Origin of the sequence: Candidatus Methylopumilus planktonicus, assembly GCF_000981505.1 — a bacterium.
Classification (GTDB): domain Bacteria; phylum Pseudomonadota; class Gammaproteobacteria; order Burkholderiales; family Methylophilaceae; genus Methylopumilus; species Methylopumilus planktonicus.
The window spans coordinates 683,548-709,460 of record NZ_LN827929.1 but is presented as its reverse complement, the minus strand read 5'-3'; the positions used below and the strand labels follow the sequence as shown (position 1 = coordinate 709,460).

General features: G+C 36.5%; 23 protein-coding genes and 1 tRNA gene. 5 read left to right on the top strand and 19 right to left on the bottom strand.

The features are described from left to right. Nucleotides 1-33: 33 nt before the first annotated feature. From bamA to rpsB, 9 genes are all read right to left on the bottom strand, one after another. Entirely contained in the window at nt 34-2,382 is a 2,349-nt protein-coding gene (bamA, locus tag BN1208_RS03840; RefSeq protein WP_046488051.1) for an outer membrane protein assembly factor BamA, read from the bottom strand. Further along, on the bottom strand, nt 2,382-3,701 hold the full coding sequence (gene rseP / locus BN1208_RS03835) for an RIP metalloprotease RseP (RefSeq protein WP_046488049.1): 1,320 nt from the start codon (nt 3,699-3,701) through the stop codon (nt 2,382-2,384). The genes bamA and rseP overlap by 1 nt, the downstream gene beginning before the upstream one ends. Further along, nucleotides 3,698-4,885, bottom strand: coding sequence for a 1-deoxy-D-xylulose-5-phosphate reductoisomerase (gene ispC, locus BN1208_RS03830; RefSeq protein ID WP_046488047.1), 1,188 nt, complete (start codon nt 4,883-4,885; stop codon nt 3,698-3,700). The genes rseP and ispC overlap by 4 nt, the downstream gene beginning before the upstream one ends. Further along, entirely contained in the window at nt 4,886-5,680 is a 795-nt protein-coding gene (locus BN1208_RS03825; RefSeq protein ID WP_269446951.1) for a phosphatidate cytidylyltransferase, read from the bottom strand. A gap of 6 nt (nt 5,681-5,686) precedes the next feature. After that, nucleotides 5,687-6,427 (bottom strand): isoprenyl transferase, encoded by a 741-nt coding sequence (locus BN1208_RS03820; RefSeq protein WP_046488044.1) that lies wholly within the window; start codon nt 6,425-6,427, stop codon nt 5,687-5,689. Next, entirely contained in the window at nt 6,427-6,984 is a 558-nt protein-coding gene (frr, locus tag BN1208_RS03815; protein ID WP_046488042.1) for a ribosome recycling factor, read from the bottom strand. Before frr ends, BN1208_RS03820 begins: the two co-directional genes overlap by 1 nt. 15 nt (nt 6,985-6,999) lie before the next feature. Then, nucleotides 7,000-7,725, bottom strand: a complete 726-nt coding sequence (gene pyrH / locus BN1208_RS03810; protein ID WP_046488041.1) for a UMP kinase — start codon at nt 7,723-7,725, stop codon at nt 7,000-7,002. Between the two features lie 90 nt (nt 7,726-7,815). Continuing rightward, entirely contained in the window at nt 7,816-8,691 is an 876-nt protein-coding gene (tsf, locus tag BN1208_RS03805; RefSeq protein WP_046488040.1) for a translation elongation factor Ts, read from the bottom strand. An 84-nt stretch (nt 8,692-8,775) separates the two neighbouring features. After that, nucleotides 8,776-9,528, bottom strand: a complete 753-nt coding sequence (gene rpsB / locus BN1208_RS03800; RefSeq protein ID WP_046488038.1) for a 30S ribosomal protein S2 — start codon at nt 9,526-9,528, stop codon at nt 8,776-8,778. 163 nt (nt 9,529-9,691) lie between these two features. On the opposite strand from rpsB, the gene map reads away from it, so the two are divergent. From map to BN1208_RS07135, 3 genes are read left to right on the top strand one after another with little or no spacing between them, the layout of a single operon-like run. Further along, on the top strand, nt 9,692-10,492 hold the full coding sequence (map, locus tag BN1208_RS03795; RefSeq protein ID WP_046488036.1) for a type I methionyl aminopeptidase: 801 nt from the start codon (nt 9,692-9,694) through the stop codon (nt 10,490-10,492). 3 nt (nt 10,493-10,495) lie between these two features. Beyond that, nucleotides 10,496-13,054, top strand: a complete 2,559-nt coding sequence (gene glnD, locus BN1208_RS03790) for a [protein-PII] uridylyltransferase (protein ID WP_052734631.1) — start codon at nt 10,496-10,498, stop codon at nt 13,052-13,054. Nucleotides 13,055-13,099: 45 nt separating this feature from the next. Beyond that, the gene (locus tag BN1208_RS07135; protein WP_052734630.1) at nt 13,100-15,292 is read left to right on the top strand and encodes a glycosyltransferase family 4 protein; all 2,193 of its coding nucleotides are present in this window, start codon (nt 13,100-13,102) and stop codon (nt 15,290-15,292) included. Nucleotides 15,293-15,355: 63 nt separating this feature from the next. On the opposite strand, the gene BN1208_RS03780 is transcribed toward BN1208_RS07135, so the two are convergent. The 5 genes from BN1208_RS03780 to BN1208_RS03760 form a co-directional block, all read right to left on the bottom strand. After that, a complete protein-coding gene (locus BN1208_RS03780) occupies nt 15,356-16,633 on the bottom strand; it encodes an O-acetylhomoserine aminocarboxypropyltransferase/cysteine synthase family protein (protein WP_046489282.1) in 1,278 nt (425 codons plus the stop codon). Nucleotides 16,634-16,652: 19 nt separating this feature from the next. After that, complete coding sequence (locus tag BN1208_RS03775) at nt 16,653-17,978, bottom strand: flavin-containing monooxygenase (protein WP_046488029.1); 1,326 nt, start codon at nt 17,976-17,978, stop codon at nt 16,653-16,655. Nucleotides 17,979-18,174: 196 nt separating this feature from the next. Further along, nucleotides 18,175-18,265: transfer RNA gene (locus tag BN1208_RS03770), tRNA-Ser, on the bottom strand. A gap of 24 nt (nt 18,266-18,289) precedes the next feature. After that, a complete protein-coding gene (def, locus tag BN1208_RS03765) occupies nt 18,290-18,823 on the bottom strand; it encodes a peptide deformylase (protein WP_046488027.1) in 534 nt (177 codons plus the stop codon). After that, nucleotides 18,824-19,579, bottom strand: coding sequence for an S-methyl-5'-thioinosine phosphorylase (locus BN1208_RS03760; protein ID WP_046488024.1), 756 nt, complete (start codon nt 19,577-19,579; stop codon nt 18,824-18,826). Nucleotides 19,580-19,630: 51 nt separating this feature from the next. On the opposite strand from BN1208_RS03760, the gene BN1208_RS03755 reads away from it, so the two are divergent. Together BN1208_RS03755 and hpnD are read left to right on the top strand one after the other, a co-directional pair. After that, complete coding sequence (locus BN1208_RS03755) at nt 19,631-20,488, top strand: squalene/phytoene synthase family protein (RefSeq protein WP_046488016.1); 858 nt, start codon at nt 19,631-19,633, stop codon at nt 20,486-20,488. Then, nucleotides 20,485-21,342, top strand: a complete 858-nt coding sequence (hpnD, locus tag BN1208_RS03750) for a presqualene diphosphate synthase HpnD (RefSeq protein WP_046488013.1) — start codon at nt 20,485-20,487, stop codon at nt 21,340-21,342. Before BN1208_RS03755 ends, hpnD begins: the two co-directional genes overlap by 4 nt. Here hpnD and radA read toward each other — a convergent pair. The 5 genes from radA to rpsR all read right to left on the bottom strand — a co-directional run bounded on the left by radA (nt 21,324) and on the right by rpsR (nt 25,908). Next, nucleotides 21,324-22,694, bottom strand: coding sequence for a DNA repair protein RadA (radA, locus tag BN1208_RS03745; protein WP_046488010.1), 1,371 nt, complete (start codon nt 22,692-22,694; stop codon nt 21,324-21,326). The genes hpnD and radA overlap by 19 nt on opposite strands. Next, the gene (gene alr / locus BN1208_RS03740; protein ID WP_046488008.1) at nt 22,687-23,763 is read right to left on the bottom strand and encodes an alanine racemase; all 1,077 of its coding nucleotides are present in this window, start codon (nt 23,761-23,763) and stop codon (nt 22,687-22,689) included. Before alr ends, radA begins: the two co-directional genes overlap by 8 nt. Nucleotides 23,764-23,768: 5 nt before the next feature. Continuing rightward, nucleotides 23,769-25,148, bottom strand: coding sequence for a replicative DNA helicase (gene dnaB, locus BN1208_RS03735; protein ID WP_046488005.1), 1,380 nt, complete (start codon nt 25,146-25,148; stop codon nt 23,769-23,771). 67 nt (nt 25,149-25,215) lie between these two features. Continuing rightward, a complete protein-coding gene (gene rplI, locus BN1208_RS03730; RefSeq protein WP_046488002.1) occupies nt 25,216-25,668 on the bottom strand; it encodes a 50S ribosomal protein L9 in 453 nt (150 codons plus the stop codon). Nucleotides 25,669-25,680: 12 nt separating this feature from the next. Continuing rightward, nucleotides 25,681-25,908, bottom strand: a complete 228-nt coding sequence (rpsR, locus tag BN1208_RS03725) for a 30S ribosomal protein S18 (RefSeq protein WP_046487999.1) — start codon at nt 25,906-25,908, stop codon at nt 25,681-25,683. Between the last annotated feature and the right edge of the window lie 5 nt (nt 25,909-25,913).

Here is a 25,913-nt window from a genome sequence, read left to right as displayed (position 1 = left end):
TACTTTCTCCTAATATTTTTTTAATTTAACAATTTAAAACTGCTGACCCATTTGGAACTGAAAAACCTCTGTTCTATCGGTCGATTTTTCATTAAATGGTTGAGCCACTACAATCTTTAAAGGACCAAAAGGCGAGATCCACATTACCCCAAGGCCTGCAGAATAGCGCAATGAGGATAACTTGATAGATTCCGATTCTTCATATACATTACCAGCATCAATAAAGGCACTCAAGCGAAATTGATTATTATTTTTTAAAAATGGGACGGGCATAAATAATTCTATATTTCCTAATAATTGTTTTGTTCCGCCTAAGAACATATCTCTTGTTTGAGAAGCAGTTCCACAAGTTGTATCACCTGCACGACATACGGGTCCAACAGACGATAATCGATAGCCTCTAAGAGAATTTACTCCCCCTAAATAAAAGTTTTTATAGAACGGGAACTCTTTACCCCCGTAGCTATTTGCATAACCTACTTGACCATTCACCATAAGGGTAACGTCATTTGTAATTTGCTTATATAAGCTTTCTTGGAAAGTTAACTTGTACATTTGAACGTCAAGGCCTGGCGTTGCAACTTCAGCATTTACTCTCCTTAAACCACCTTTTTTAGGAAATAAAATATCGTCACGACTGTCCTCCACCCATCCAAGTGACGCAATAAGTGAATTCATGGAACAGCCTGAGGCATTTGAAACGCCCGTCACTTTATTACAATAATTAATGTATCTTATGGGTGATAGATTGCTTGTCAAATTCTCAACTTCCGTATTGTCATAAGTTAGACCGTATGAAAAGGCATTTTTTTCTGTAAAAGGCACACTAAACCTAAATCCTGCGCCCATAGATGACGTATCATATGTTGCAAACGTAATCTTAGACGCATTCGAATCTCGTCTATAAAGGTCATAACTTAGAGCAACTCCTTCAGGAGTAAAAAATGGCTGGGTCATACTCAAGGCATAAGTTCGATTTATACGCCCTGTATTAATCTGCGCTGAAACCCTGTCGCCTGTTCCAAGAAAATTAGCTTGGGTGACATTAAAGCTTCCAATCACGCCTTCCTGGCTACTAAGCCCTGCACCAAACATGATGCTTCCTGTGTTTCTTTCGGTCACTTTGACCTTAAGGTCGACTTGATCGGTAGTTCCAGGCACTGCAGGAGTTTCAATATTAGTATCACTAAAAAACTGTGTTCTTTTAAGTCGCTCCTTCGAGCGCTCGATTTTATCTGCCGCATACCAACCCGATTCAACTTGTCTAAATTCACGTCTAATGACTTCGTCGCGGGTGCGCTGATTACCTTCAATATCAATACGTCTTACGTAAACTTTTCTTCCAGGATCCACAAAAAATGTAAAGGCGGCTGTATGTTCTTCCTTATTAATTTCTGGAATTGCATTAACATTTGAAAATGCAAAGCCATCATTTCCTAAACGACTGTTCATCGCTTTTGTTGAATCAGAAATTTTTTGTCGATTAAAAATTTCATCTTTTTTAATTTTGATTAGATTTTGTAATTCACTTTCAGGAACTTGCTGAAGGTCACCTGCAAGCTTCACATCAGAAACTTTGTACTTAGGCCCCTCTGTGATATTCATGGTAATAAATACATCCTCTTTATCCGGGGTAATCGATACCTGTGTAGAATCGATACTAAACTCTAGATACCCGCGATTCATATAAAATGATTTGAGAGTTTCAAGATCAGCAGTTAATTTTTGTTTTGAATATTGGTCATCCTTATACCACCATGAGAGCCAATTAGTTGTTTGAAGTTGGAATTGAGATGTAAGATCTAATTTTTGATAGACCTGATTTCCAACAATATTAATTTCTTTAATTCTAGAAATGATACCTTCTTCAATATCAAATCTTATGGTTACCCGATTTCTCTCGAGAGGCGATGTCGTTGTTTTAACTGATGCTGTGTATTTTCCAAGAGATAGATATTGTTTTTTTATTTCTTGCTCCATAAATTCGAGCTTTGTTTTGTCGAAAATTTGACCTTCGGCTAGCCCGACACTTTTTAAACTTTCTTTCAATTTATCGGTTTGAAACATTTTATTTCCAGCAAATTGAATATCAGCAATCGAAGGTCGCTCTTGCACAGTGATAAGAAGAATATTTTGGTCAGACTCTACACGGACATCTTTAAAAAAACCTGTGCGATAAAGGGACTTAATAGCCTCAGACGCTTTATCCTCATTCATCGTATCACCTACTTGAACAGGCAGATAATTAAAAACTGTGCCTGGTTCGGTCCTTTGAAGACCTTCAATTTTAATATCTTTGATGACGAAAGGTTCTATAGCAAATGCTGCTATAGAGAGAGTGAGGAGCGAAATGAATAAAGCTACTTTAGATCTGAAAGTCATTAGCTTCCTAATAGGTATCGATAGGCGTCATTATACAATGCAATTCCAGTAAGTAAACCCAAAATTAACATTCCAACCCTTTGACTTATCATCATATTTTTGTTTGATAATGGTTTGTTTCTTACAAATTCAATAAGATAATAAACTAAATGGCCCCCATCCAGTAATGGGATAGGCAGTAGATTCAATATCCCAATATTTAAACTAATTAATCCAATAAATTGAATATAAGGAAAAATACCCTCTAAAAATGAAGAAGACGCCATATGTGCAATGGCTAAGGGCCCACCCAAATCCTTTAAATCTGCTTTATGGGTAAATAAATTCTTGAATGTAGTTAATGTTAAATAAAAAAAGCTTTGTATTTGGATCAGTGATTTTTTCATAGACTCAATAAATGTTCGCTTTACCTGAACTAAATTTGCCTTAATAACGACTTCGTCATACCCCAATGCAACGCCAATTCTCTTTTTCTCGACTTTACCTTCAAAAATATCTTTATCTATATGAATAGATTTGATATTATTTTCTCTTTTTATAGATAAATCATAAGACTTTAGCCAATGACTTTGGATATTACCGACCAAATCTTGGATATTATTGACTGGAATTTGATCAATCATAAGGATTTGATCGCGAGATTTGAGCCCTATTTTTTCAGCAATGCTTCCAGACTCTACCGACTGAATTAAAATGGGAACGCCATATGGAAAAGTTTTAATATCCTCATCCCATGAGAAGTTTTTAAGCCTTAATAGCTGCCCTTCTCGTTGAATATTTAATTTTTTAAATTCTTGTTTATGGGATCTCAAATAAATTTCCAAGTCACCTAAAGACTTTATTTTCTCGTTATCAATTGACACAATTTCGTCCCCAGCTCTTAGGCCTTTTTTGTGCGCTTGGCTCGTTATTGCCACATCGGTAATCAATGGTTTAATTTGAGACGACCCATGCATGAAAATAAAGCAAAATATGCAGATACCCAGAATAATGTTAATGAGCGGTCCTGCTGCGACAATGAGAAAGCGCTTGAATAGAGGTTGTCGATTAAATGCCCTTTTAAGATCGCTTTTTTTAAAATTTTCTTTTTCATCAACATGACTTTCATCCAAAAGCTTTACGTACCCTCCTAAGGGTATTGAGGATACAACAAATGCGGTTTGATCTTTTCCAAAAAAGAAGGTGAAAAGAGGCCTGCCAAATCCAATTGAGAATTTTAAAACTTTCACATTGCACCATCGAGCCATTTGGTAATGACCAAACTCGTGGATACCAACAACAATACTAATCGTGAGAATAAAGACTAAAAAGATTGTCATGAAGTTAAGTTGTGACTATTAATCCATGAAAGCGCAAGTTGGCGGGTCTTGCTATCAACTTCTAAAACTATTTCAATAGAGTCTAAGGGTTGGGGTTTCATGGCACTCATGCAATACTCAATAAGTTCAGCAATCTGATTGAATGTAATCGATTCAACTAAAAAAGCATCGACAGCGACTTCATTTGCAGCATTAAGAATAGTTGGAGCACTTTGGCCCATAAGCAAAGCTTTATATGCCAATCCGAGACATGGAAACTTATCTAAGTCAGGCGCTTCAAAATCAAGTCTTTTCGTTTTTATAAGATCAAGGCCTGAAACTCCAGATTCAATTCTTTCTGGATGACTTAGGGCATAAGCAATAGGGGTTCTCATATCGGGATTTCCCATCTGAGCTAAGGTGCTTCCATCAATATACTCAACAAGAGAATGAATAATACTTTGAGGGTGTATAACCACTTCAATATCACATGCTGGAATATCAAATAACCAGCATGCTTCAATAATTTCCAAGCCTTTGTTCATCATGGTTGCAGAATCAATTGTGATCTTTTTACCCATTAGCCAATTAGGATGTTTTAAAGCTTCCTTTGGTGTTACATGCTTGAGCTCTTCTTTAGAGAAAGTCCTAAATGGGCCCCCCGATGCAGTCAAGAGGATTTTTCTAATGCCATTTGACTTGTAATTCATTTTTTTACTTTGTGGAAGCACTTGCAGAATCGCATTATGCTCACTATCAATAGGAATCAAAATTGCATTTGATTTTTTTACGGCTTTAACAAATAACTCACCCGCCATCACAAGCGTTTCTTTATTTGCTAATAAAATCTTTTTGCCACTATTTGCAGCAGCCATGGTGGGCATAAGGCCTGCCGCTCCAACGATAGCTGAAATTACAGTGGCTGTATCTTTGTGAGAAGCAAGCCAATCCAAAGATTTTTCATCGTCTAAAACGATAGTTTTTATATTTAATGCGAGAAGGTTTTTCTTTAGTTGTTGATTAGCGTCTTGATTTAAGGCAATCACAAATTCAGGCTCAAAATCTACACACTGTTGTGTTAATAAATCAACATTCTTATTGGCTGTCAGTGCAAAAACTTTATATTTTTCTTTGTGAATTTTTATGACTTCCAGTGCATTACAACCAATGCTTCCGGTCGAGCCTAAGATAACAATCTTTTCCACTTAAATTATTCTTCCAAAAAAAGAAGGTGAAATAAGCATTAGGGTTGCAAAAGGGAGGCTAGAACAAAGGCTATCGATGCGATCAAGCACGCCACCGTGACCAGGGATTAAATCGCCGCTATCTTTAACCTTAGCCATTCTTTTAATATATGACTCAAATAGATCACCTTCAACACTTAATACCAAAACTAAATTAAAAAATAAGATGGATGAATAAGAGTCTACAAATTTAAAATAAACCATAGCAATAGAAAATAAAGTGACAACAAAGATAGACCCTATAAAGCCTTCCCAGGTTTTACCTGGACTGATCGATGGAGCAAGCTTTCTTTTTCCAAACTGCTTACCAAAGAAATAAGCCCCGGAATCTGCAAGCCAAATCGAAGTTAACACAAGAAGAACAATCCACGGTCCTAGGCTGATTAAATAATCAAATGAAATAATAAGTGGTATGACGATAAGCCACCCAATAAGTGACCCTAGGAGGAAGTTTTTTAACTTAGGATTGAAAATTAAAAATAAGGGAGCTACACAAACCCAAAAAATAGAAGACAACAAAAGTATTAATCGGCCATTAACATCTCCTGAATACCTGCCTGTAAAGTAAATTAATATGACTGAAGTAATTAAAAAAATATTTTTTTGTTGGGTGTTAAATTTTAAAAGCTTTGACCATTCATAAAGGGCTAAAAGTGAAGATAGATAGATAATAAAAGGGAAAATTTTTCCAGAAAATAGAAATAAGGAAGATAAAAAAATTATCAGCATAATGAACGCAGAAAAAATTCTAGGCATTAACATTTATAATTGCTCACTAGTCTTGCCATATCGACGTTCTCTTTTTTGGAACTCAAAGAGCGCTGCCATAAAGGCTTTTTCATTAAAATCCGGCCACAATTTTTCTGTAAAATAAAGTTCGGTATATGAAAATTGCCAGATCAAGAAATTACTAATCCGTTTTTCTCCACCTGTTCTTATTAAAAGATCTGGATCTGGTGCAAAATTTAAAGAAAGGTTTTGAATAAGATTTTTTTGAGTGAATGTTTTTTTGAAATGATTTTGCTTTCTATATTCATTCACTGCATTAACAATATCCCATCTTCCGCCATAATTAATTGCAATACTCAATGTAAGTCCAGTATTTTCTTCAGTAAATTTCTCAAGACTATTTATTTTATCATTGAGCTTCTTTGGAAATGGTTTGCGGTCCCCAATTAGTTTAAAACGAATATTATTTTTAATCAAAGCTGATGATTCTTTTTTAATTGAATCTTGAAATAAAGACATTAAAAATTTAACTTCTTGAGAAGGCCTTAGCCAGTTTTCAGTGCTAAAAGCAAATAATGTAAGAAAGGGAATGTTTAACTTTTGACATTGAGTGATGACAGTTTTGACTGACTCCAGGCCTTTTCTATGCCCAGACATACGCGGCATGAGACGTTTCTTTGCCCACCTGCCGTTCCCATCCATAATAATAGCAATGTGTTTAGGTTTTACTGATAATGCGTCTTGCGTTTTTACTGAACGAAAAAAATTAAACACTAAATCGCTAGTAATTCAGATTCTTTTAACTGGAGAAGCTTATCGATTTCAGCAATAAATTTATCCGTAATCTTTTGAACCTCATCTTGTGACCTGCGCTCATCATCTTCGCTCATCTCTTTTTCTTTGAGAGATTTTTTTAGTGAATCATTTGCATCACGCCTGATATTTCGCATCGCCACTTTTGCTGATTCAGCCTCTGTCCGCACGACTTTTATTAGGTCCTTTCTTCGTTCCTCAGTAAGTGAGGGCATTGGGACGCGAATAAGATCGCCAGATGTCGCTGGATTTAAACCAAGATCACTGTCACGGATTGCTTTTTCAACTTTGGCAACCATATTTTTTTCATAAGGCTGCACATTGATTGTTTTTGCATCACCTAAATTAACACCAGCTACCTGATTAATGGGCACCATAGATCCATAATATTCAATAAAAATGTGGTCTAGGAGTCCTGTATGCGCTCTACCTGTTCTAATTTTTGCTAGATCAGATTTGTAAGAGTCCAGTGATTTTTGCATTTTTTCACTTACATTTATTTTGATTGCTTCAGTCATTACAGTCCTCTTTAATCAATGAACATTGGGCATCACAAGCGTGCCTTCATTTTGCCCTAATAAAATATTTTTAAGTGCTCCAGATTTGAATATATTGAATACTGCGATAGGCAACTGTTGGTCTCGACATAAAGTAAGTGCAGTAGCATCCATCACTTTCAAATCTTTTTGAATGGCCTCATCAAAACTTATAACCTCATAGCGCTTTGCATTTGGATTTTTTTTCGGGTCTTCCGAATAAATGCCATCTACTTTGGTGGCTTTTATCATAATATCTGCATTCATCTCAACACCACGAAGGGCTGCTGCAGTATCAGTTGTAAAAAATGGGTTGCCAGTACCAGCAGCAAATATAACGACTTTACCTTCTTCTAAATAACGCATTGCCTTACCTCGGATATAAGGCTCAACAACTTGCTCTATATTGAGCGCTGACTGAACGCGAGCTACAATCCCTGCATGCTTCATGGCATCTTGAAGAGCCAAGGCATTCATGACTGTTGCCATCATACCCATATAATCAGCAGTCGCCCTATCCATGCCGGCAGCTCCTAGCGCAACACCTCTGAATATATTTCCACCACCGATCACAATGCCTATTTGAACTTTTAAATCGAGCGCCTCTTGAATTTCTTGCACAATATTTGAGATGGTATGCTGATTGATACCAAATGGATCATCACCCATAAGGGCTTCACCTGAGATTTTTAAGAGAACTCTTTTGTAGGCTGATCGTGTCATAATTTTCTTAAAGTTTAACGTATTTTTAAACTAGAGGACATAAAAAAAGGATTGTATAAAACATACAATCCTTTATTAATTGCTATTGAATTAAACCTTAGCTGCTGCTGCAACCTCTGCGGCATAATCTACAACTGCTTTTTCTATACCCTCACCTACAGAATAAATACTAAATGCGTTGATGGTCGCATTATTAGTCTTTAATAATTGCTCAATAGTTACCTTATCGTCTTTTACGAAAGGTTGGTTTAATAAAGTAACTTCTTTAAGGAATTTTTGAACGGTACCTTCTGCGATTTTTTCCAACATAGCTTCGGGTTTGCCAGCTTCTTTTGCCTTTTCAATAGCGACACGTTTTTCAACCTCTATCAATTGGGGATCAATACCTGATGCATTAAGGGCTTTAGGTTTGTTTGCCGCAATATGCATCGCTAAGTCTTTTCCTAAGACATCGTTACCACCTTGAAGATCCAGAAGTACACCAATTCTTCCGCTATGCACATAACTTGTAATTTGACCAGTCGTTTGATAACGAACAAATCGACGTGGCGTGATATTTTCACCAACTTTACCTACAAGTTGAGCTCTGACCTCTTCAGCATTGCCTAAAGATATAGTTAAGCTTGTTAAAGCTTCAATGTTGGCTGGATTTTTTTCATTAATAGCATTTATAAGATCATGCGTATATTTTAAAAAGTCTTCATTTTTTGCACAAAAATCTGTCTCTGAATTTACTTCAAGAAGTGTTCCTGTTTTGCCATCCTTTGCTACAAAAGCAACTACAATACCTTCAGCAGCCAATCTTCCAGCAGCTTTGCTAGCTTTATTTCCAAAGCGGACTCTTAAAATCTCTTCAGCACGCGCACTGTCACCATTAGCTTCCGTCAGTGCTTTTTTACAATCCATCATAGGTGCGTCTGTTCGATCACGAAGATCTTTGACCATACTTGCGGTTATTTCTGCCAATTTAATTACTCCTTAAATTCTGTATGAATAAACTTAATTATTAAAAAAGGGGCATGAAGCCCCTTTTAAAAGATTGTCTAACAATTACTCAGCAACTGCCTCAGTCACTTCTACAAATTCTTCTTCTTCTGATACTGACTTAGCAAGCTCGTTTAATGCCTGACTTTTACCTTCTAAAACCGCATCAGCCATGCCTCTTGCATAAAGTCTAATCGCTCTAGATGAGTCGTCGTTACCTGGAATGACATATGAAACATCATCAGGTGAATTATTAGTGTCTACAACACCAATAATAGGTATACCCAGCTTATTCGCTTCAACCACAGCACCGCTTTCATGGCCTACGTCGATAATAAAGATCGCATCAGGAAGTGCGGTCATATCCTTAATGCCGCCGATCGAGCGTTGTAATTTTTCATAGTCACGCTTATAACCTAATGCTTCTTTTTTATTAAACTTAAGCAAGCTTCCGTCTTCAAGCATTGCTTCGTAATCATTAAGACGCTTAATAGACTGTCTGACTGTTTTGAAATTTGTGAGCATACCGCCTAACCAGCGATGATTCACGTAAGAAACACCTGCACGAGAAGCTTCTTCTTTAAGAATTTCTCGAGCCTGTCTTTTGGTGCCTACAAAAAGAATACGTCCTTTGTTTGCGGCAAGAGTTCTGATGTATTTCAAAGCCTCTTGAAACATTGGCAATGTTTTTTCTAGGTTAACAATATGAATTTTATTTCTATCACCAAAAATGTATGGTGCCATTCTTGGATTCCAGTAACGAGTTTGATGGCCAAAATGGACCCCCGCTTCTAACATTTGACGCATAGTAACTGACATAATTGACTCCGTTGTTATGGGTTAAAAAAACATCACCTAATTACATCTATTTTCATAGACACCCTAACGTTAGGTAATGCAAAATTATTTCCTCAAAAACCTTGAAGAAGCGCGTTATAATAGCACGATAAACAAGTTCAAATGTAATCTAAACGCAGTAATCATGACAATACACATCAAAAATTCCCAAGAAATCGAAAAAATGCGTATTGCTGGTGCGTTAGCATCACAAGTACTTGATTATATTACGCCTTTTGTTAACCCTGGTATTACCACTGAAGAAATTGACAGGCTTTGTCATGACTTTATGGTCAATGTACAAAAAACGATCCCTGCCCCATTAAATTACGCACCAGATGGACACACCCCGTATCCAAAATCTATTTGCACTTCTATTAATCATCAAATTTGTCATGGTGTCCCGGGCCCAAAGGCACTTAAGGATGGTGATATTGTAAATATAGATATTACGGTTATTAAAGACGGCTTCCATGGCGATACAAGTCGTATGTTTCTCTTGGGAGATACTTCAATCCAAGCCAAGCGTTTATGTAAAATGACTTATGAAGCGATGTGGTTAGGTATTCAGCAAGTTAAACCAGGTGCAAAATTAGGTGATATAGGATTTGTCATTCAAGATTTTGCTGAAAAAAATGGATTTAGTGTGGTGCGAGAATTTTGTGGTCATGGCATTGGTAAGCGCTTTCATGAGGAGCCTCAAGTTCTTCATTATGGCAAGCCAGGCACAGGACTAACTCTCGAAGCAGGTTTGATTTTTACTATTGAGCCTATGATTAATGCAGGAAAAAGAGATATTAAACAAATGCCCGATGGTTGGACCATTGTCACCAAAGATCGAAGCCTATCTGCACAATGGGAACATACAATATTAGTTACTGAAACTGGCTATGAGGTCCTTACAGTTTCTGAAAAAACACCTGCTCCTCCAGCATTTGCTAATTAAATCTTGATTCAAAAAGAAATACTCAGCTTTAAAAAAGAATTGGCTTTAAATGAGTTAAATCTCATTAAAATATTCTTAAAAAAAAGAGATGGTCTTTCCTACCTCCAAAATCACTCACAGCTTATTGATAAAACTTTAAGTAAAATTTGGAAAGATCTTCAATTCGGCAATACCGCATCTCTCGTAGCTTGCGGAGGTTATGGTCGCCAAGAACTTTTCCCATATTCGGATGTTGATTTACTAATATTAATCCCAAAGAGTCGCAACAAACACCTAAGTCAAAAAATTGAACAGTTTATTAGTTTGATATGGGATCTTGGCTTACGAATCGGTCACAGCGTCAGAAGTATTAACGAAACAAAAATTGAAGTTAAAAGGGACATCACAGTACAAACAAACCTCTTGGAGAGCAGGTATCTTAATGGCGATAAAGTTCTTTATAAAAACTTACAAAAGATTATAAATGACACACTTATTCCTGAACATTTTTATCAAGGCAAGTTAAAAGAACAGGACCGTCGCCATCAAAAATATAATCAGTCTGCATACCAATTAGAACCAAATATAAAAGAAAGTCCTGGAGGCCTAAGGGATCTTCAGATGATTCAATGGATAGGCAAAAGCTGTACTAAAAGATTTACACCAGAAAAGTTGAATCAAAAAAAATATCTTGATAAGAAAAATTATCAGAAACTTATTAAAACCGATATCTTTTTTAAGAATTTGAGAATCCTTCTTCATGTCACTGCAAAACAAAGTGAAGATAGGCTGCTTTTTGACTATCAAAATGAGTTGGCATTACTATTAAAATACAAAAAAACTACTCATAAGAAGAGAAGTGAATTATTTATGAAGGATGTTTATGAGGCAATTAATTTTACAACTTTCATTAACGAAGTGCTCTTAAAAAAACTTAATCCAAAAGATACTAAGAACACAACTAAAATTACTGATAGTAAATTATTAATTATAAAAGATGATTATCTTGAAATAAATCCCACATTTCAAAATAAAGATATAACGCCATATATTTTTGATGTATTCATTATCTTTCAAAAATATAAACTCCTGAAATCATTAGGTCCGAACCTTCTCTGCCTCCTCAGCGATGCAGCAAATAAAATAAACCAAGTATTTCGAAAAGATAAGAGTCAGCAAGAAAAGTTTTTATCCATCCTAAAGTCAAATGATAAGGTCAACCGATCGCTTCGAATCATGAATAAATGTAATCTAATTGGCGCATATATTCCTGCATTTGGAAAAATAGTCAGTCAAATGCAGCATGATTTATTCCATATTTATACTGTTGATGAACATATCCTCAATGTCATTCAAAATTTAAGAAGGTTCGCAAAAGATGAGTTGAAACATGAGTTTCCCGATTGCTATGATTTATTTAAAAATTACCCGCATAAACATATTCTTTACCTTGCTGCGCTATTTCATGATATTGCAAAAGGAAGAGGTGGGGACCATTCCGACCTTGGGGCTAAAGATGTTAGTGAATTTTCAAAACTTAATCATTTGCCAATACATGATGAGGCGCTCATCGAATGGTTAGTCAAATCACATCTGATGATGTCTCACACAGCGCAAAAATTAGATTTGTCAGATCCGAGAGTTATTGAAGAATTTGCAAGAAAAGTTGTCAATAAAGAAAATTTAACTTCACTTTATCTATTAACAGTTGCCGATATAAGAGCTACAAGCCCGTATGTTTGGAACCAGTGGAAAGCCACCCTTCTTAAAAATCTTTTTAAATATACACTCAATCATTTAGAACATGACAACTTATCCCATGAAGATTCAATTGTAAAACGGAAGGAAAAAGCAGCTTTAATACTCAATACATATAATATCAATGATCATCACTACAAAGGGCTTTGGGAGAGTTTTGGTGGGAACTATTTTTACAAATATACAGAAGAAGAAATTGCATGGCAAACAAGGCTATTGTTTACTCATCCAACACCAAAAAAACCTATCATACGCGTTAGACATCGCTCAAATGGCGAAGGTATTGAGGTTCTTATTTATCAAAAAAATACAATGCATATTTTTAACAAGACCTGCAATTTTTTTGACGAAATCGGATATAACATAGTAGCAGCGAAGATATTCACAACTCAGCATAATTATGCCCTCAATCTTTTCGATTTGCTTGATGCGAATCCAAAAAATGTAAGTTACGAAGGCTTATTTAAATTTATAGAAAAAGAATTAATAAGTCGATTAGAAAATAGCAAAGAAACTAAACCAACAAAACTTTCGGAAAGAAGCCGACAAGCAACACACCACACTTTTGATACAAAAATTTCGATTTCTCAAGTTGAACAGTCTCCTATTTACCAGTTGGATATTATTACAGATGATAGGAGTGGACTTTTGAGCCTAATATCTGACCAATTATCAAAAGAGGATATATCTATCAATCAAGCAAAAATAAACACACTGGGATCGCGAGCTGAAGATACATTCTTAGTCGCATACAAAAATAACTTGAAAATGAATCAAAATAAGATAAATGATTTAGTTGAAAAATTAAAAGCTGTCATAGCGTGAGATCTCAATCACGTATAATCCAATTTCTACATACGATATTGTCATATGAAAATAGCAATTATTAGACGAAAGTTTACAGCCTTTGGTGGCGCAGAAAATTTTATCCTGAGAGCATCGTCTGGTTTAAGTCAGCTTGGCATTAATTTTTTTATCATTTCTGAGCTTTGGAAGCGAAATGCTCATCAATCAAAAAATATTCAGTGGATAGAAGCCAAGTCCCATGGCTTATTTAGATTCACTAAATTTATAAGATTCCAAAAATCAGTTAGAAAAATTATTGCTCTGAATAATTTCGACCTCATTCAGTCTCACGAGAGACTTACAGGGGTGGATATATATAGATTAGGAGATGGCATTCATGCAGCTTGGATCGATAGATTAAAAGAAATTAGCCCTTGGTATAAAAAAGCGTGGCTTTCCATAGACCCCTACCATCAAAAAATTATTCGTATCGAAAAAGAGATGTCTGAAGACAAAAATCTTTTTTATGTCGCAAATAGCGATCTTGTTAAAAAAGAATTATGTAATTACTACAAAGTACCGGAATCACGGATTAAAGTGATTGAAAATGGTATTGATACAAGGTCATTTCACCCCGCAACGGCTTCAAAGAAAGAAGCATCTAAAAAACAATTATCGCTTAACCCCAAATTACCTGTAGTACTTTTTGTTGGCTCAGGTTTTGAAAGAAAGGGTGCTTTTGAAATTGTTGCAGCCACTAAATTACTACCAAAATTTCAAGCCATCATTGTAGGTCAAGATAAGAAAATAAATCAATTAAGAGATCTAGCTCGCGGCCATAATATTCTTGTGACTGGACCCCAAAATAATATCCAAAAATATTTAGATGCAGCAGATATATTTTGCCTGCCCTCTCTCTATGACAGCTTTCCGAATGCAGCGCTTGAGGCGCTATGTTGCGGACTACCTATTGTATTAACAAAAGATGTTGGCTTAGCTCCTCACATTGAAAAAAATCTTGCTGGTGTCATTTGCAAAAAGAATAAACACAGTATTGCTGATGCTTTAATTAAAGCATGGGAGAAAAGAAAATTATTTTCAAAAAATGCTTTAAAAGCTGCTAAGACGTTTGAAATAAAAAGTAAAAACAAAGAATGGTTTCATTTATACAATGAATTATTAAAAAATAAAAAAATAAAAGTTTTACATACAGAATCTTCCTTAGGCTGGGGTGGTCAAGAAATTCGAGTGCTTACGGAAGCAAAGATATATTCTAAATACGGGCATGAAGTCATTATCGCCGCAGATAAAAATAGCATGATTGCAAAACGAGCACCCCTTTACGGTGTAAAGTGTGATGGTATTAATCTTCAAAAAAAGAGACTTGCTGATTTGTTCTCTTTAAGGAAGCTTATCAAGGAAGAGAGGCCAGACGTTATTTCTTGTCATTCAAGTACTGATCATTGGCTTTCAGCTTTAGCTCGATTAACCTTAAATATAAAACCCGCAATTGTAAGAACGAGACATATAAGTACTCATGTGCATAGAAATCTATCTTCCAAATGGCTTTATAACAAAGGTTGCGAATCGATCATGACAACGAGCGAATCTATCAAAGATGATTTAACTCGCGATAAGTTTGTTCACGCCCCTACTACCTCTGTCCCTACAGGTATTGATACTGATATATTTGTGCCTGGAAATAAATTAAAACAAAGAAAATTACTAAAACTTCCGCAGAAACATTTCATCTTTGGTATTGCGGCAACATTAAGATCATGGAAGGGACACAGCGATTTAATAGAAGCTTTTAATCTATTAAAAAATCCATTGTGTACGTTAATCATAATAGGCGATGGTCCACAAATGGAAAATTGTAAAAAACTGGCTAAAACTTCTTATTACCCTGATAACATAAAATTTATTGGTGATATTCAAAATATCGTACCCTACTTGCAAGCTATGGATTGTTTTGTGTTGCCAAGCTATGCAAATGAAGGCGTTCCTCAAGCATTGTTGCAAGCAATGTCTGTTGGCCTGTCTATTATTAGCTGTCCTGTCGGAGGTATTCCAGAAACTCTCAGGAACTACAAAAGAGCTCTATTAACAAAACCTAAGAGTCCAGAACTCTTATCAAAAGCAATGTTAAAGACTATGAAAACTACCAATACAAAACAAAAGAAAAATATACACAGGCCTTTTACGCTAGACATTATGTATAAATCATCTCTGGGAGTTTATGATAAAGCTATTAAGAACAGATTTGAAGTAGATTAGGTTGAAATAAATAGCGGAAGACGACTTACCCTAACTAAGAATATAGAACATCAAGGAGTGCTATTACTTTGAAGCCTCAATTGCTTGTTCAACATCCCCAATGATGTCATCAATATGCTCAATACCTACTGAAATTCTAATCAAATCTTCACTAACACCAGCCAGAACTTTTTGCTCTGGGGTTAATTGTCTATGTAAGGTTGATGCTGGATGGCATGCGAGTGATTTAGCATCTCCCATACTCAGTACTCTCAAAATTATTTGAAGTGCGTCAATAAATCTAGCTGCTGCCTCACTTCCACCCTTAATACCAAAACTGATGATGCCTGAAGCCTGGCCATTCGTTATTTTTTTACAAACATCATGATATTTATCGTTAGGCAAACCAGCATAATTTACCCATTCCACTCGTTCGTGTTTTTCTAGGTATTTGGCTAACGCAAGCGCATTTTGGCAATGTCGCTCCATCCTTACCCCCAACGATTCAAGCCCTAGCATGATTAAAAAAGCGCTATGAGGTGACAAGCAGGCTCCTGATTCTCTTAAAGGAACAACCCGACAACAAGCAATAAAGGCAGCAGGGCCAAAATGTTCTGTATATATAACTCCATGGTAAGACGGGTCTGGTTCATTAAGCATTGGATATTTCTTTGCTTCTTTAACCCAATCAAATTTTCCCGAATCAACAATGATTCCGCCAATCGTCGCCCCATGACCATCTATATATTTTGTAAGGGAGTGAATAACAATGTCTGCTCCAAAATCAATAGGCCTGCAAAGATACGGTGTGGCTACAGTATTATCGACAATCAAGGGGATACCATGTTTATGCGCAATTTCTGCAAACTTCTTTAAATCAATAATATTGCCTAAAGGATTGCCAATTGATTCGCAATAAATAGCCTTAGTGTTTTCATCTATTGCCTCATCTAACCCCTTAAAATCTGCGCCATCAACCATTTTCACAGTAATACCCTGCTTAGGAAAGCTATGCATAAAACAGTTGTATGTCCCTCCGTATAGCTGATTGGTACTCACAATATTATCCCCAGATCTTGCAATACACTGGATAGCATATGTGATTGCAGCCATACCAGAAGCGAGAGACAGTGCTCCAATACCCCCTTCCATTGCCGCGACTCTTTTTTCAAGTACATCATTCGTAGGATTACCTATTCTTGAATAAATATTTCCTTCGACCTTAAGGTCAAACAAGTCTGCGCCATGCTGCGTATCGTCAATGGTGAACCCTGAGGTTTGATAGATTGGGGTGTTTGCTGATTTTTGGTCATTTTTATCTGAATCATAACCATGATGTAGCGCTATTGTTTCGAGTTTCATAAGAGTATCCATTTAACTATCATTTGAAATCTACTGCTCCGTCATTAATTCTTGTCAATTTAAAAATTAGATAATCTAGGTAGTAATTTGAGTTGTAAAATTTATAAGTTCGACTAGGAAATTTGTCTACTGATCGCAATACATAATTTGCTTCTATTGATGGCTTTGATTCTTTACCTACGTATTTAGGAGTGCAACTCGCTAATCTTTTTTTCTCCATATACTTGAGTGTTCGGCAAATACGCTGACTAACTATTTCGCATCTAGCAGTCCAGCTAAAATTGATATATCCAGTATGTGCAAAAAGATTTGGTATCCCACTAAACATCATCCCTCTGTACCAACTCGTATCATTCATATGTATTTTTTTATCGTTCACTAAAATATCAATACCGCCTAGCAATTGCGCATTAAGACCTGTAGCCATAATGGTAAGATCACATTCAATAACTTTTCCATTTTTTAACTTAATACCATTTTTTTCGAAATTACTAATCTCTTGGTGCTCTACAGATACTTTACTTAGTTTTACAGCATCAAAATAATCATTATCTAAGCTACAAGCAGGCCGTTGATCCCAGTAATCATACGAAGGTATGTTAGTGTTATTGTAATAAGGGTAGCGAGCTATAATCATTTTTTTATATGATTTTTTAAAAAGCCTGCTATGAAAATAATCCATTAAGGTTTCAAACGATTTATTGCGACGTGTTGATTTTTCCTTACCATCTACATTTACAATCCACGCAGCACTTCGTTGAACTAATGTTACCTTCTTAGCTTCTTTTACAATTGCCGGTGCCATAGTAACAGCCGTGCACCCGCTTCCAATAATAGCTACACTTTTACCTTTAAACTCCACATCACCCCAATCTTGGGTATGTACAATCTCTCCTTGGTATTTGTTTTCATCTTTAAACTTGGGAAAATTAGGGGATGTATAATCACGCGAACCAGTGCAGCAAATAACATATTTACTGGTGAAATCATTACGGCTAGTTCTTGCTGTCCACTGGTTATCACTCCAGGATAATGATGTGACCTTTGTATCAAATAATATGTGCTCTCTGATATTAAACTTTTTTGCAGTATCAGTTAAATAGGCTTTAATGTCTCTTCCTTGAGCTACGATTGATCCCTGCCAAGGATTAAAGCTGAAACCGTAGGTATACATATCAGTGTCTGAACGAACCCCCGGGAACTTCATCTGATCCCAAGTTCCGCCAAGATCACTTCTTGCTTCTATGATCACATAACTAAGATTAGGGAAATTTTTTTGTAAGTAATATGCTGTTGTTATTCCAGCTATTCCAGAACCAATAATAACTACGTCTATTTTTTTCATCTTCAACCAATCAATTTTTACTATGAATGCAAAACGGGCTTAGTTATTTTCTATTTGAATATACTATTATTACTTACGTGTGACAAGTTCGATAGATCTTAGTTCAGTATACTAAAAATAGAATTTAATTGGTAACTAGAAGATTTTAATCATTTACCAATAAAACGGAGCCGCTCAGAATAAGAATAAAGATGTATGGCGGAAGAGGTGAGATTCGAACTCACGGAGGGCTATGAACCCTCGACGGTTTTCAAGACCGCTGCCTTAAACCGCTCAGCCACTCTTCCGGAGCGTGAATTCTATCATAACCTTTAATCATCTTGAAGGTCTGAATCGGGGAATAAAACGTCAGAAAATCCAAAATTACTCAAATCTTCAATTCTCATTGGATAAAGAACGCCATCTAGATGATCACACTCATGCTGAACAACTCGCGCATGAAAGTCACTCACTGTGCGATCAATTGGATTGTGATTCAAATCATAACCTTGATAGCGAAGTTTTTTAAATCTTGGCACTATTCCTCTCATGCCAGGAACTGAAAGACATCCCTCCCAACCCTCTTCCGTTTCATCATCAATTAAAATAAGTGTTGGATTAATTAAAATTGTATAAGGTACCTCTTCCGCATCTGGGTACCTTGGTGTTTTTTCTACGCCAAAGATAACAACCCTTAAGCTAATACCTATTTGTGGTGCTGCAAGACCTGCTCCATTTAAAGCATGCATCGTATCTTGCATATCCTCAATGAGATCTCTTAAAGCTTGGCTTTTAAAATCATGAACTGGCTCTGCAACTTTTAAGAGCAACTGATCCCCCATTTTTAATACCTGTTTAATAGCCATTTAATTTTTTAAAACGACTTCTTGAATCAACTTAACCACATCCGTCATCATTAAACGGCAGACATCATTATCACAAAGCTCATTAATGCTAGAGAATGAAATAGCGTCTTTACTCTGCCCTCTTCCTGCGGCGTGATTAACCACAGGACATACAGCCGCATAAGCCATATTGAGTTCTTTTGCTAGAACAGCTTCTGGCATTCCAGTCATGCCGACTATAGTTACTCCATCCTTCTCAAGGCGATTAATTTCAGCGGCTGTTTCTAATCTTGGGCCTTGAACAGCCGCATATACGCCATCAGCTATTAATGTATTTAAAGAAGATTGAGCGATATTAATAATAACTTTTCTCAAAGGTTCATCATAAGGATAAGTAAAATCAATATGCTTTACTGGCATTTCAGCGCCATCAAAATAAGTATTTTTTCGTCCATAAGTGTAATCAATGATCTGATTGGGAATACAGATAGTCCCAGGCTTTACTTTGTCGTCAATCACACCAACTGTTGCTACTGAAATTATCTTTGCAACACCGACTGATTGTAATGCCCATATATTGGCGCGATAATTAATTTCATGAGGTGGAATTGTATGCCCTGAACCATGGCGAGCTAAGAAAACAACATTTTTACCTGACAAAGTTCCAAAAATAAGTGGTTGAGATGGCTCTCCGTATGGGGTTCTGATAAGCTCGCGCTTCACAACTTTTAGCTCTTGGATTGAAGCCAAGCCAGTACCACCTATAATACCGAACATGAATCTCACCTTATCTATTAAAGATTTCTATTCTATAACATACTAGAGCTTATGAAGCCGACACAATCCATAATCAGCCGTTACAAAATCACTCAATCAAAAAACCATTATGAAAATTTTACCGTAGGGACTTTGGTGCTGGGAAAAGATTTACGAGAAGCAATCATCACTTTGTATGCATTTGCTAGACTTGGTGACGACATTGCCGATGAAGGAAATAAGTCAAAACAACAACGCACCAAAGAGATTCGATACCTCAACAATCATCTTAAAAAAATTGAATTTAACCAAAAAATTAAGGACGGGTATTTTAAAATATTACAAAAATTATATATCAAATATAAATTTAAAATCAATAACTTATATAGATTTATTAATGCATTTAATCAAGATATTAATTATAAACAACATGCTCGATTTAGTGGCTTAATCAGATATTGTGACGATGCTGCGAACCCAGCAGGTGAGCTCATTTTAAGTCTTGTAAAACAAGATAACAAAGAAAATATTCTTAAATCCAACGCAATTTGCACAGCATTAGCGCTTATTAATTTCGCCCAAGGGGTTGTGGAAGATTATGAAAAAGGCCGAATTTATTTTCCCAAAGAAGAAATGAAAAAATTTAATTTGAATATTGAAGATATACAACAAAGAAACTTTACAAGTCAGTGGGTAAAGTATAAAAAATATTGGGTTAAGCGGAATTATCAAATCCTCCAAAGAGGATTAGGTTTAGGAGAAGCTATAAAAGGTAAGCTTGGTATAGAAATACAAATGATAGAACATGCGGCACTTTTACTATTAAAAAGAATGGAAAGAAATAACTGTAATTTATTCATTAGCCCGCCTAAAATTAATGCATTAGATTGGATATTCATTTTTTTAAAAGTTGCACTGCGATCACTATGACCCCTATTGAATATTGCTACGAAAAAGTCAAAAAGAGTAAATCAAATTTTACTTGGGCTTTTTACTTTATCAGCAAAGAAAGACGAGACGCGCTCATATCACTTTATGCATTTTGCAGAGAAATTGATGACATTGTGGATGAGACTTTGGAGATCGAAGTAGCTACTGCAAAAATAAATTGGTGGAAAACTGAAATTAATCGTTTATTTCATGAAACGCCACAACACCCTGTCTCAAAGTCACTTTTAAAGTTTGTTCATATCTATGAACTTAATGAAGCCTATTTTATTGAGATGCTAGACGGTATGGAAATGGATCTAAAATTTAATCGCTACGAAAACTTTAAACAGCTTCAACTTTACTGCTATAGGGTAGCTGGGGTGGTTGGTATATTGAGTGTAAAGATATTAGGTTTTAAAAACCAAGGGACTTTGAAGTACGCACACGATTTAGGCATTGCCCTTCAACTAACAAATATTATTCGTGATATTGGAGAAGATGCAAGGAAAAATAGAATCTATATTCCGCTCGACGAACTCAAGGAATTTAATGTATCTGAAGATGAAATTCTAAAATTTCATGAAAGTATTAATTTATCAAACCTGTTGATGCATGAGATTGCGCGCGCAGAAGTGTTTTATAAAAATGCCTATCAAAAACTTCCTAAAGAAGATCTTAATCAGCAAATTCCAGGACTACTTATGGGGAAAATTTACGAAACATTACTTCTTGAAATTAAGAGAGATAAACCAGAGCAAACTCTCAATCGCAAAGTGTTGCTTCCACCACTCAGAAAAATACTCGTGATACTTTTATGCTTCTTTAAAAATAAACTTTATGCTTTGAGTAATTGAAGAGCTTGAGATAGGTATTCAATACCTAACACCTCAATCCCAGCAATTTTCTGTTTTGCGATATTTGCTTTTGGAATAATAGCTCGCGTAAATCCTAATTTAGCTGCTTCTTTAATCCTTTCTTGACCTCTTTGAATAGGTCTCACCTCACCTGCCAATCCCACCTCACCAAAAATGATTGCCTTTTGATTAATTGGCTGATCCTTAAATGATGAAACGATGGCACATAGAATAGCAAGGTCGACACCTGGCTCAGTGATCTTAACGCCCCCTACTGCATTCACAAAAACATCCTGATCGAAACATGCAATGCCACCATGTCGATTTAGCACGGCTAGCAACATAGAAAGTCGATTTTGCTCTAAGCCTACACCCAGTCGTTTAGGTGAAGCTCCATGCGCGTTATCAACAAGTGCCTGTATTTCAATAAGCAAAGGCCTCGTACCTTCTTGAGTTACAGTAATACACGATCCAGAAACCTCTTCATGATGATGCGATAAAAATAATGCAGATGGATTTGTGACTTCGCGCAATCCTTTTTCAGTCATCGCAAATACACCAAGTTCATTCACAGCGCCAAAACGATTTTTAAATGCACGCACCATTCTAAAGCTTGAATTTTGATCGCCTTCAAAATAAAGCACGGTATCAACAATATGTTCTAACACGCGAGGCCCTGCCAGAGAACCTTCTTTTGTGACATGGCCCACTAAAATCATACTGACTTCTAATTGTTTTGCGATACGAGTTAATTGTGCAGAGCACTCTCTGACTTGTGTGACGGATCCGGGAGCAGACTGCAACTCTTCAGAATAAATTGTTTGAATTGAATCAATAACAACCACATCGGGTTTATTTTTTTCAATCGACTGAATAATTTTTTCTAAATTAATTTCAGACAATATAAAAATATCTGAAACTTCGAGCTCTAGTCGTTTTGCTCGCATAGCAATTTGCTGCGGCGATTCTTCTCCACTAACATAAATCACTTTACATGGTGTTTGAGTTTTGTCATTCGTCATATGAGAAAGTGCTTGAATGAGAAGTGTTGATTTACCTATACCTGGATCGCCACCAATTAAAACCACACCGCCCGGAACAAAACCACATCCAAGCACACGATCAAATTCACTGATACAAGTCGTTCTTTTATAAACAGCTGACATTTTCACTTCATTTAGTTTTTTTAATTCTGAAGTTTGTGTCAAAGACGCATATCGGCTAGGCACGGAAGCTTCGATAATACTTTCTACCATCGTATTCCAAGTCATACAATGCGGACATTGACCTTGCCATTTGGTTGATTGGCCACCGCATTCAGTACAAACGTATGCAATTTTATTTTTAGCCATGGATAATTTCTATAGGAACTCTTTTTGAAGCCGAGATAGCGCAGAGCAATTCGTAACCAACTGTGCCAGCTTTTTCTGCAACATCATCAACAGGTATATGTTCCCCCCATAATTCAACATCACTTGAAATAGATGCTTGAGGTATGTTGGTGACATCAATATAGAGCATGTCCATTGACACCCTTCCTACAGTTGATGTTTTTTTTCCTTCTACATATACAGGCGTGCCGTTTGGTGCATGCCGCGGATATCCATCTGCGTATCCACATGCAACAACACCAATTCGCATATTATTATTAGCTTTAAAAGTTTCACCGTATCCCACTGAATCATCTTTAGATAAATTTTGTATCGCAATAATTTTACTTTTTAATTGCATGACAGGCTTGATATTGAGTGCGCTACTTTTTTGCCCCATAATTGGTGATGCCCCATAAAGCATAATGCCAGGTCGAACCCAATCAAGATGTGTCTTTTTAAAATTCACAATAGATGCAGAGTTTGCAACTGAATGAGAAAAATTAAAATGCTGTGCGATATCATTAAAGACAGTCAATTGCCAATCTATGCCCTTCGGCTCATCTGCAGTTGCAAAATGAGTCATCAGTGTGATCGATTTAAAATGAGATTTGTTTTGTAAAGTTTTAAGAATTTCTTTTGCTTCGTTAGGATTAAAACCTAAACGATTCATGCCAGTATTGATCTTGAAGTGAATGTCGATTGGGTGATTAAGTTTTAATTTTTCAATCATTTGTAATTGATGAAGATTATGAACTACAAGATTAAAACGCATTTTTGCTGCAATAGAAATTTCGTAAGATTCAAATGCGCCTTCGAGTAATAAAATATCTTGCTCAAAACCATGCTCCCTTAAATCAATGGCCTCATTTAAAGCAAGTACTGCAAAACCATCACTCTCGCTTAATCCTTGCGCAACATTAATAAGGCCATGGCCATAGCCATTAGCTTTCACTACGGACATGATTTTTGATTTAGGGGCTAATTGCTTAACAATAGCGAGGTTATGTCGCAGCGAAGTCTGATCAACAATTACCTTAAGAGGACGCATTTAGTCTATTCGTCGTAGGATTGAAAAGCTGGATTAGCAAAATTTTCAAAGCGTGTGTACTCGCCTAAAAATGTTAGTTTAACTCTTCCAATAGGACCATTTCTTTGTTTTGCAATAATAATCTCTGCAACACCTTTTTCGGGTGTATCAGGGTTGTAGACTTCATCACGATAAATAAAAAGTATTAAATCGGCATCTTGCTCAATTGCGCCTGATTCTCTTAGATCTGACATAACAGGTCGTTTATCAGGCCGCTGCTCAACACTTCGATTAAGCTGAGACAATGCAACGACTGGTACATCCAGTTCCTTTGCTAGCGCTTTTAATGATCGTGACATTTCAGAAATTTCCGTTGCACGATTTTCACTTTGTCGACCGCCGGGCGCTGACATTAATTGAAGATAATCGATTACGATTAACCCTAATTTTCCGCACTGTCTTGAGAGCCTTCTCGCACGGGCTCTAATATCAAAAGAATTTAAAGCAGCCCCTTCATCAATATGAATGGGCGCCTCATTAAGCTTGCCTAATGCATGTGTTAATCTTTCCCAGTCATCATCCTCTAATCGTCCTGTTCTCATCTTGTGCTGATCTAAACGACCCACCGAACCTAAAAGGCGCATCGTTAATTGGGTAGATGCCATTTCCATTGAAAATACGGCAACCGGCAGCCCTGTATCTAGGGCTACGTTCTCTGCCATATTAAGCGCCAATGAGGTCTTACCCATCGAAGGGCGGCCAGCTACGATCACAAGGTCACCAGGCTGAAGTCCTGAAGTCATAGCATCTAGGTCTGAAAACCCTGTAGGCACCCCAGTAACGTCACTAGCACCCGCGGTGAATAAATCATCAATTCTTTGAGCTACCTGGGGTAAGAGCTCTTTGATATCTTTAAAGCCTGATTGGTCATGCTTTTCTTTTTCAGCAATTTGGAAAATCTTTGCCTCTGCTTCATCAAGGAGCTGCTGAGCATCTCGTCCTTGAGGTGCAAATGCGCTATCAGCAATATCAGAACCCACCTCAACTAAATGTCTCATAATTGAACGTTCGCGAACAATCTCCGCATATCGACGTATATTTGCAGAAGTTGGAGTATTCTGTGCCAAGGAGCCCAAATAGCTAATACCCCCTACCGTGACCAATTCTGCATTTTTTTCTAAGGATTCGGCAACAGTCACAATATCGGCTGGGCTATTTTGCTCAACAAGCTTAATAATGTGTTGGTAAATTAAACGATGGTCTTGACGATAAAAATCATTTGGCGATACAAGATCTGCGATTTTATCGAGCGCTTCATTTTCAATCAGTAAACCACCCAATAAGGACTGCTCAGCCTCTATAGAATGAGGTGGTAATTTAAGGTTATTAAGAATATCGTCGGCCATGGATTAATTATAACGGAATAAAAAAAGGCTGCTCTAGGCAGCCTTTAAAAAAATAGATTGCTTTTTATTAAGCAGGTTCACCAATCACGTCAATTGAAATTTCAACTGTCACATCATGATGTAAAGCAATAGTTACCTGATGTTGGCCCACTGTTTTAAGTGGTCCGTTTGGCATACGAATTTCAGCTTTCACAACCTTGATATTTTTAGCTGTTAAGCCTTCAGCAATATCTGTGTTTGTAACCGAGCCAAAAAGTTTGCCATCAACACCTGATTTTTGCGTTACAGATAAAGTAAAGCCAGAAAGCGCTTTTGCTCTCTCTTTAGCTGCGTCAAGAAGCACCACTTGTTGCTTTTCAAGTTCAGCACGTTTTGCCTCAAATTCAGCCTTGTTTGAATCAGTTGCACGTTTAGCTTTGCCTTGTGGAATTAAAAAATTTCGACCAAAGCCGTCCTTAACTTTAACAATGTCACCAAGGTTTCCTAAATTAGCTACTTTCTCTAATAAAATAACTTGCATCTTGTAATCTCCTTAGTGCTTATCAGTGTATGGTAAAAGCGCTAAAAAACGAGCGCGTTTCACCGCAATATTGAGTTGACGTTGATAAATGGCTTTAGTACCTGTAATACGCGCTGGAATAAGTTTTCCATTTTCAGTAATAAAGTCTTTTAATAAATCAACATCCTTGTAATCTACTTCTTTAATGCCTTCAGCACTAAATCTACAGTAACGTCTTCTTTTGTACATTTCTCTAGCCATCATAA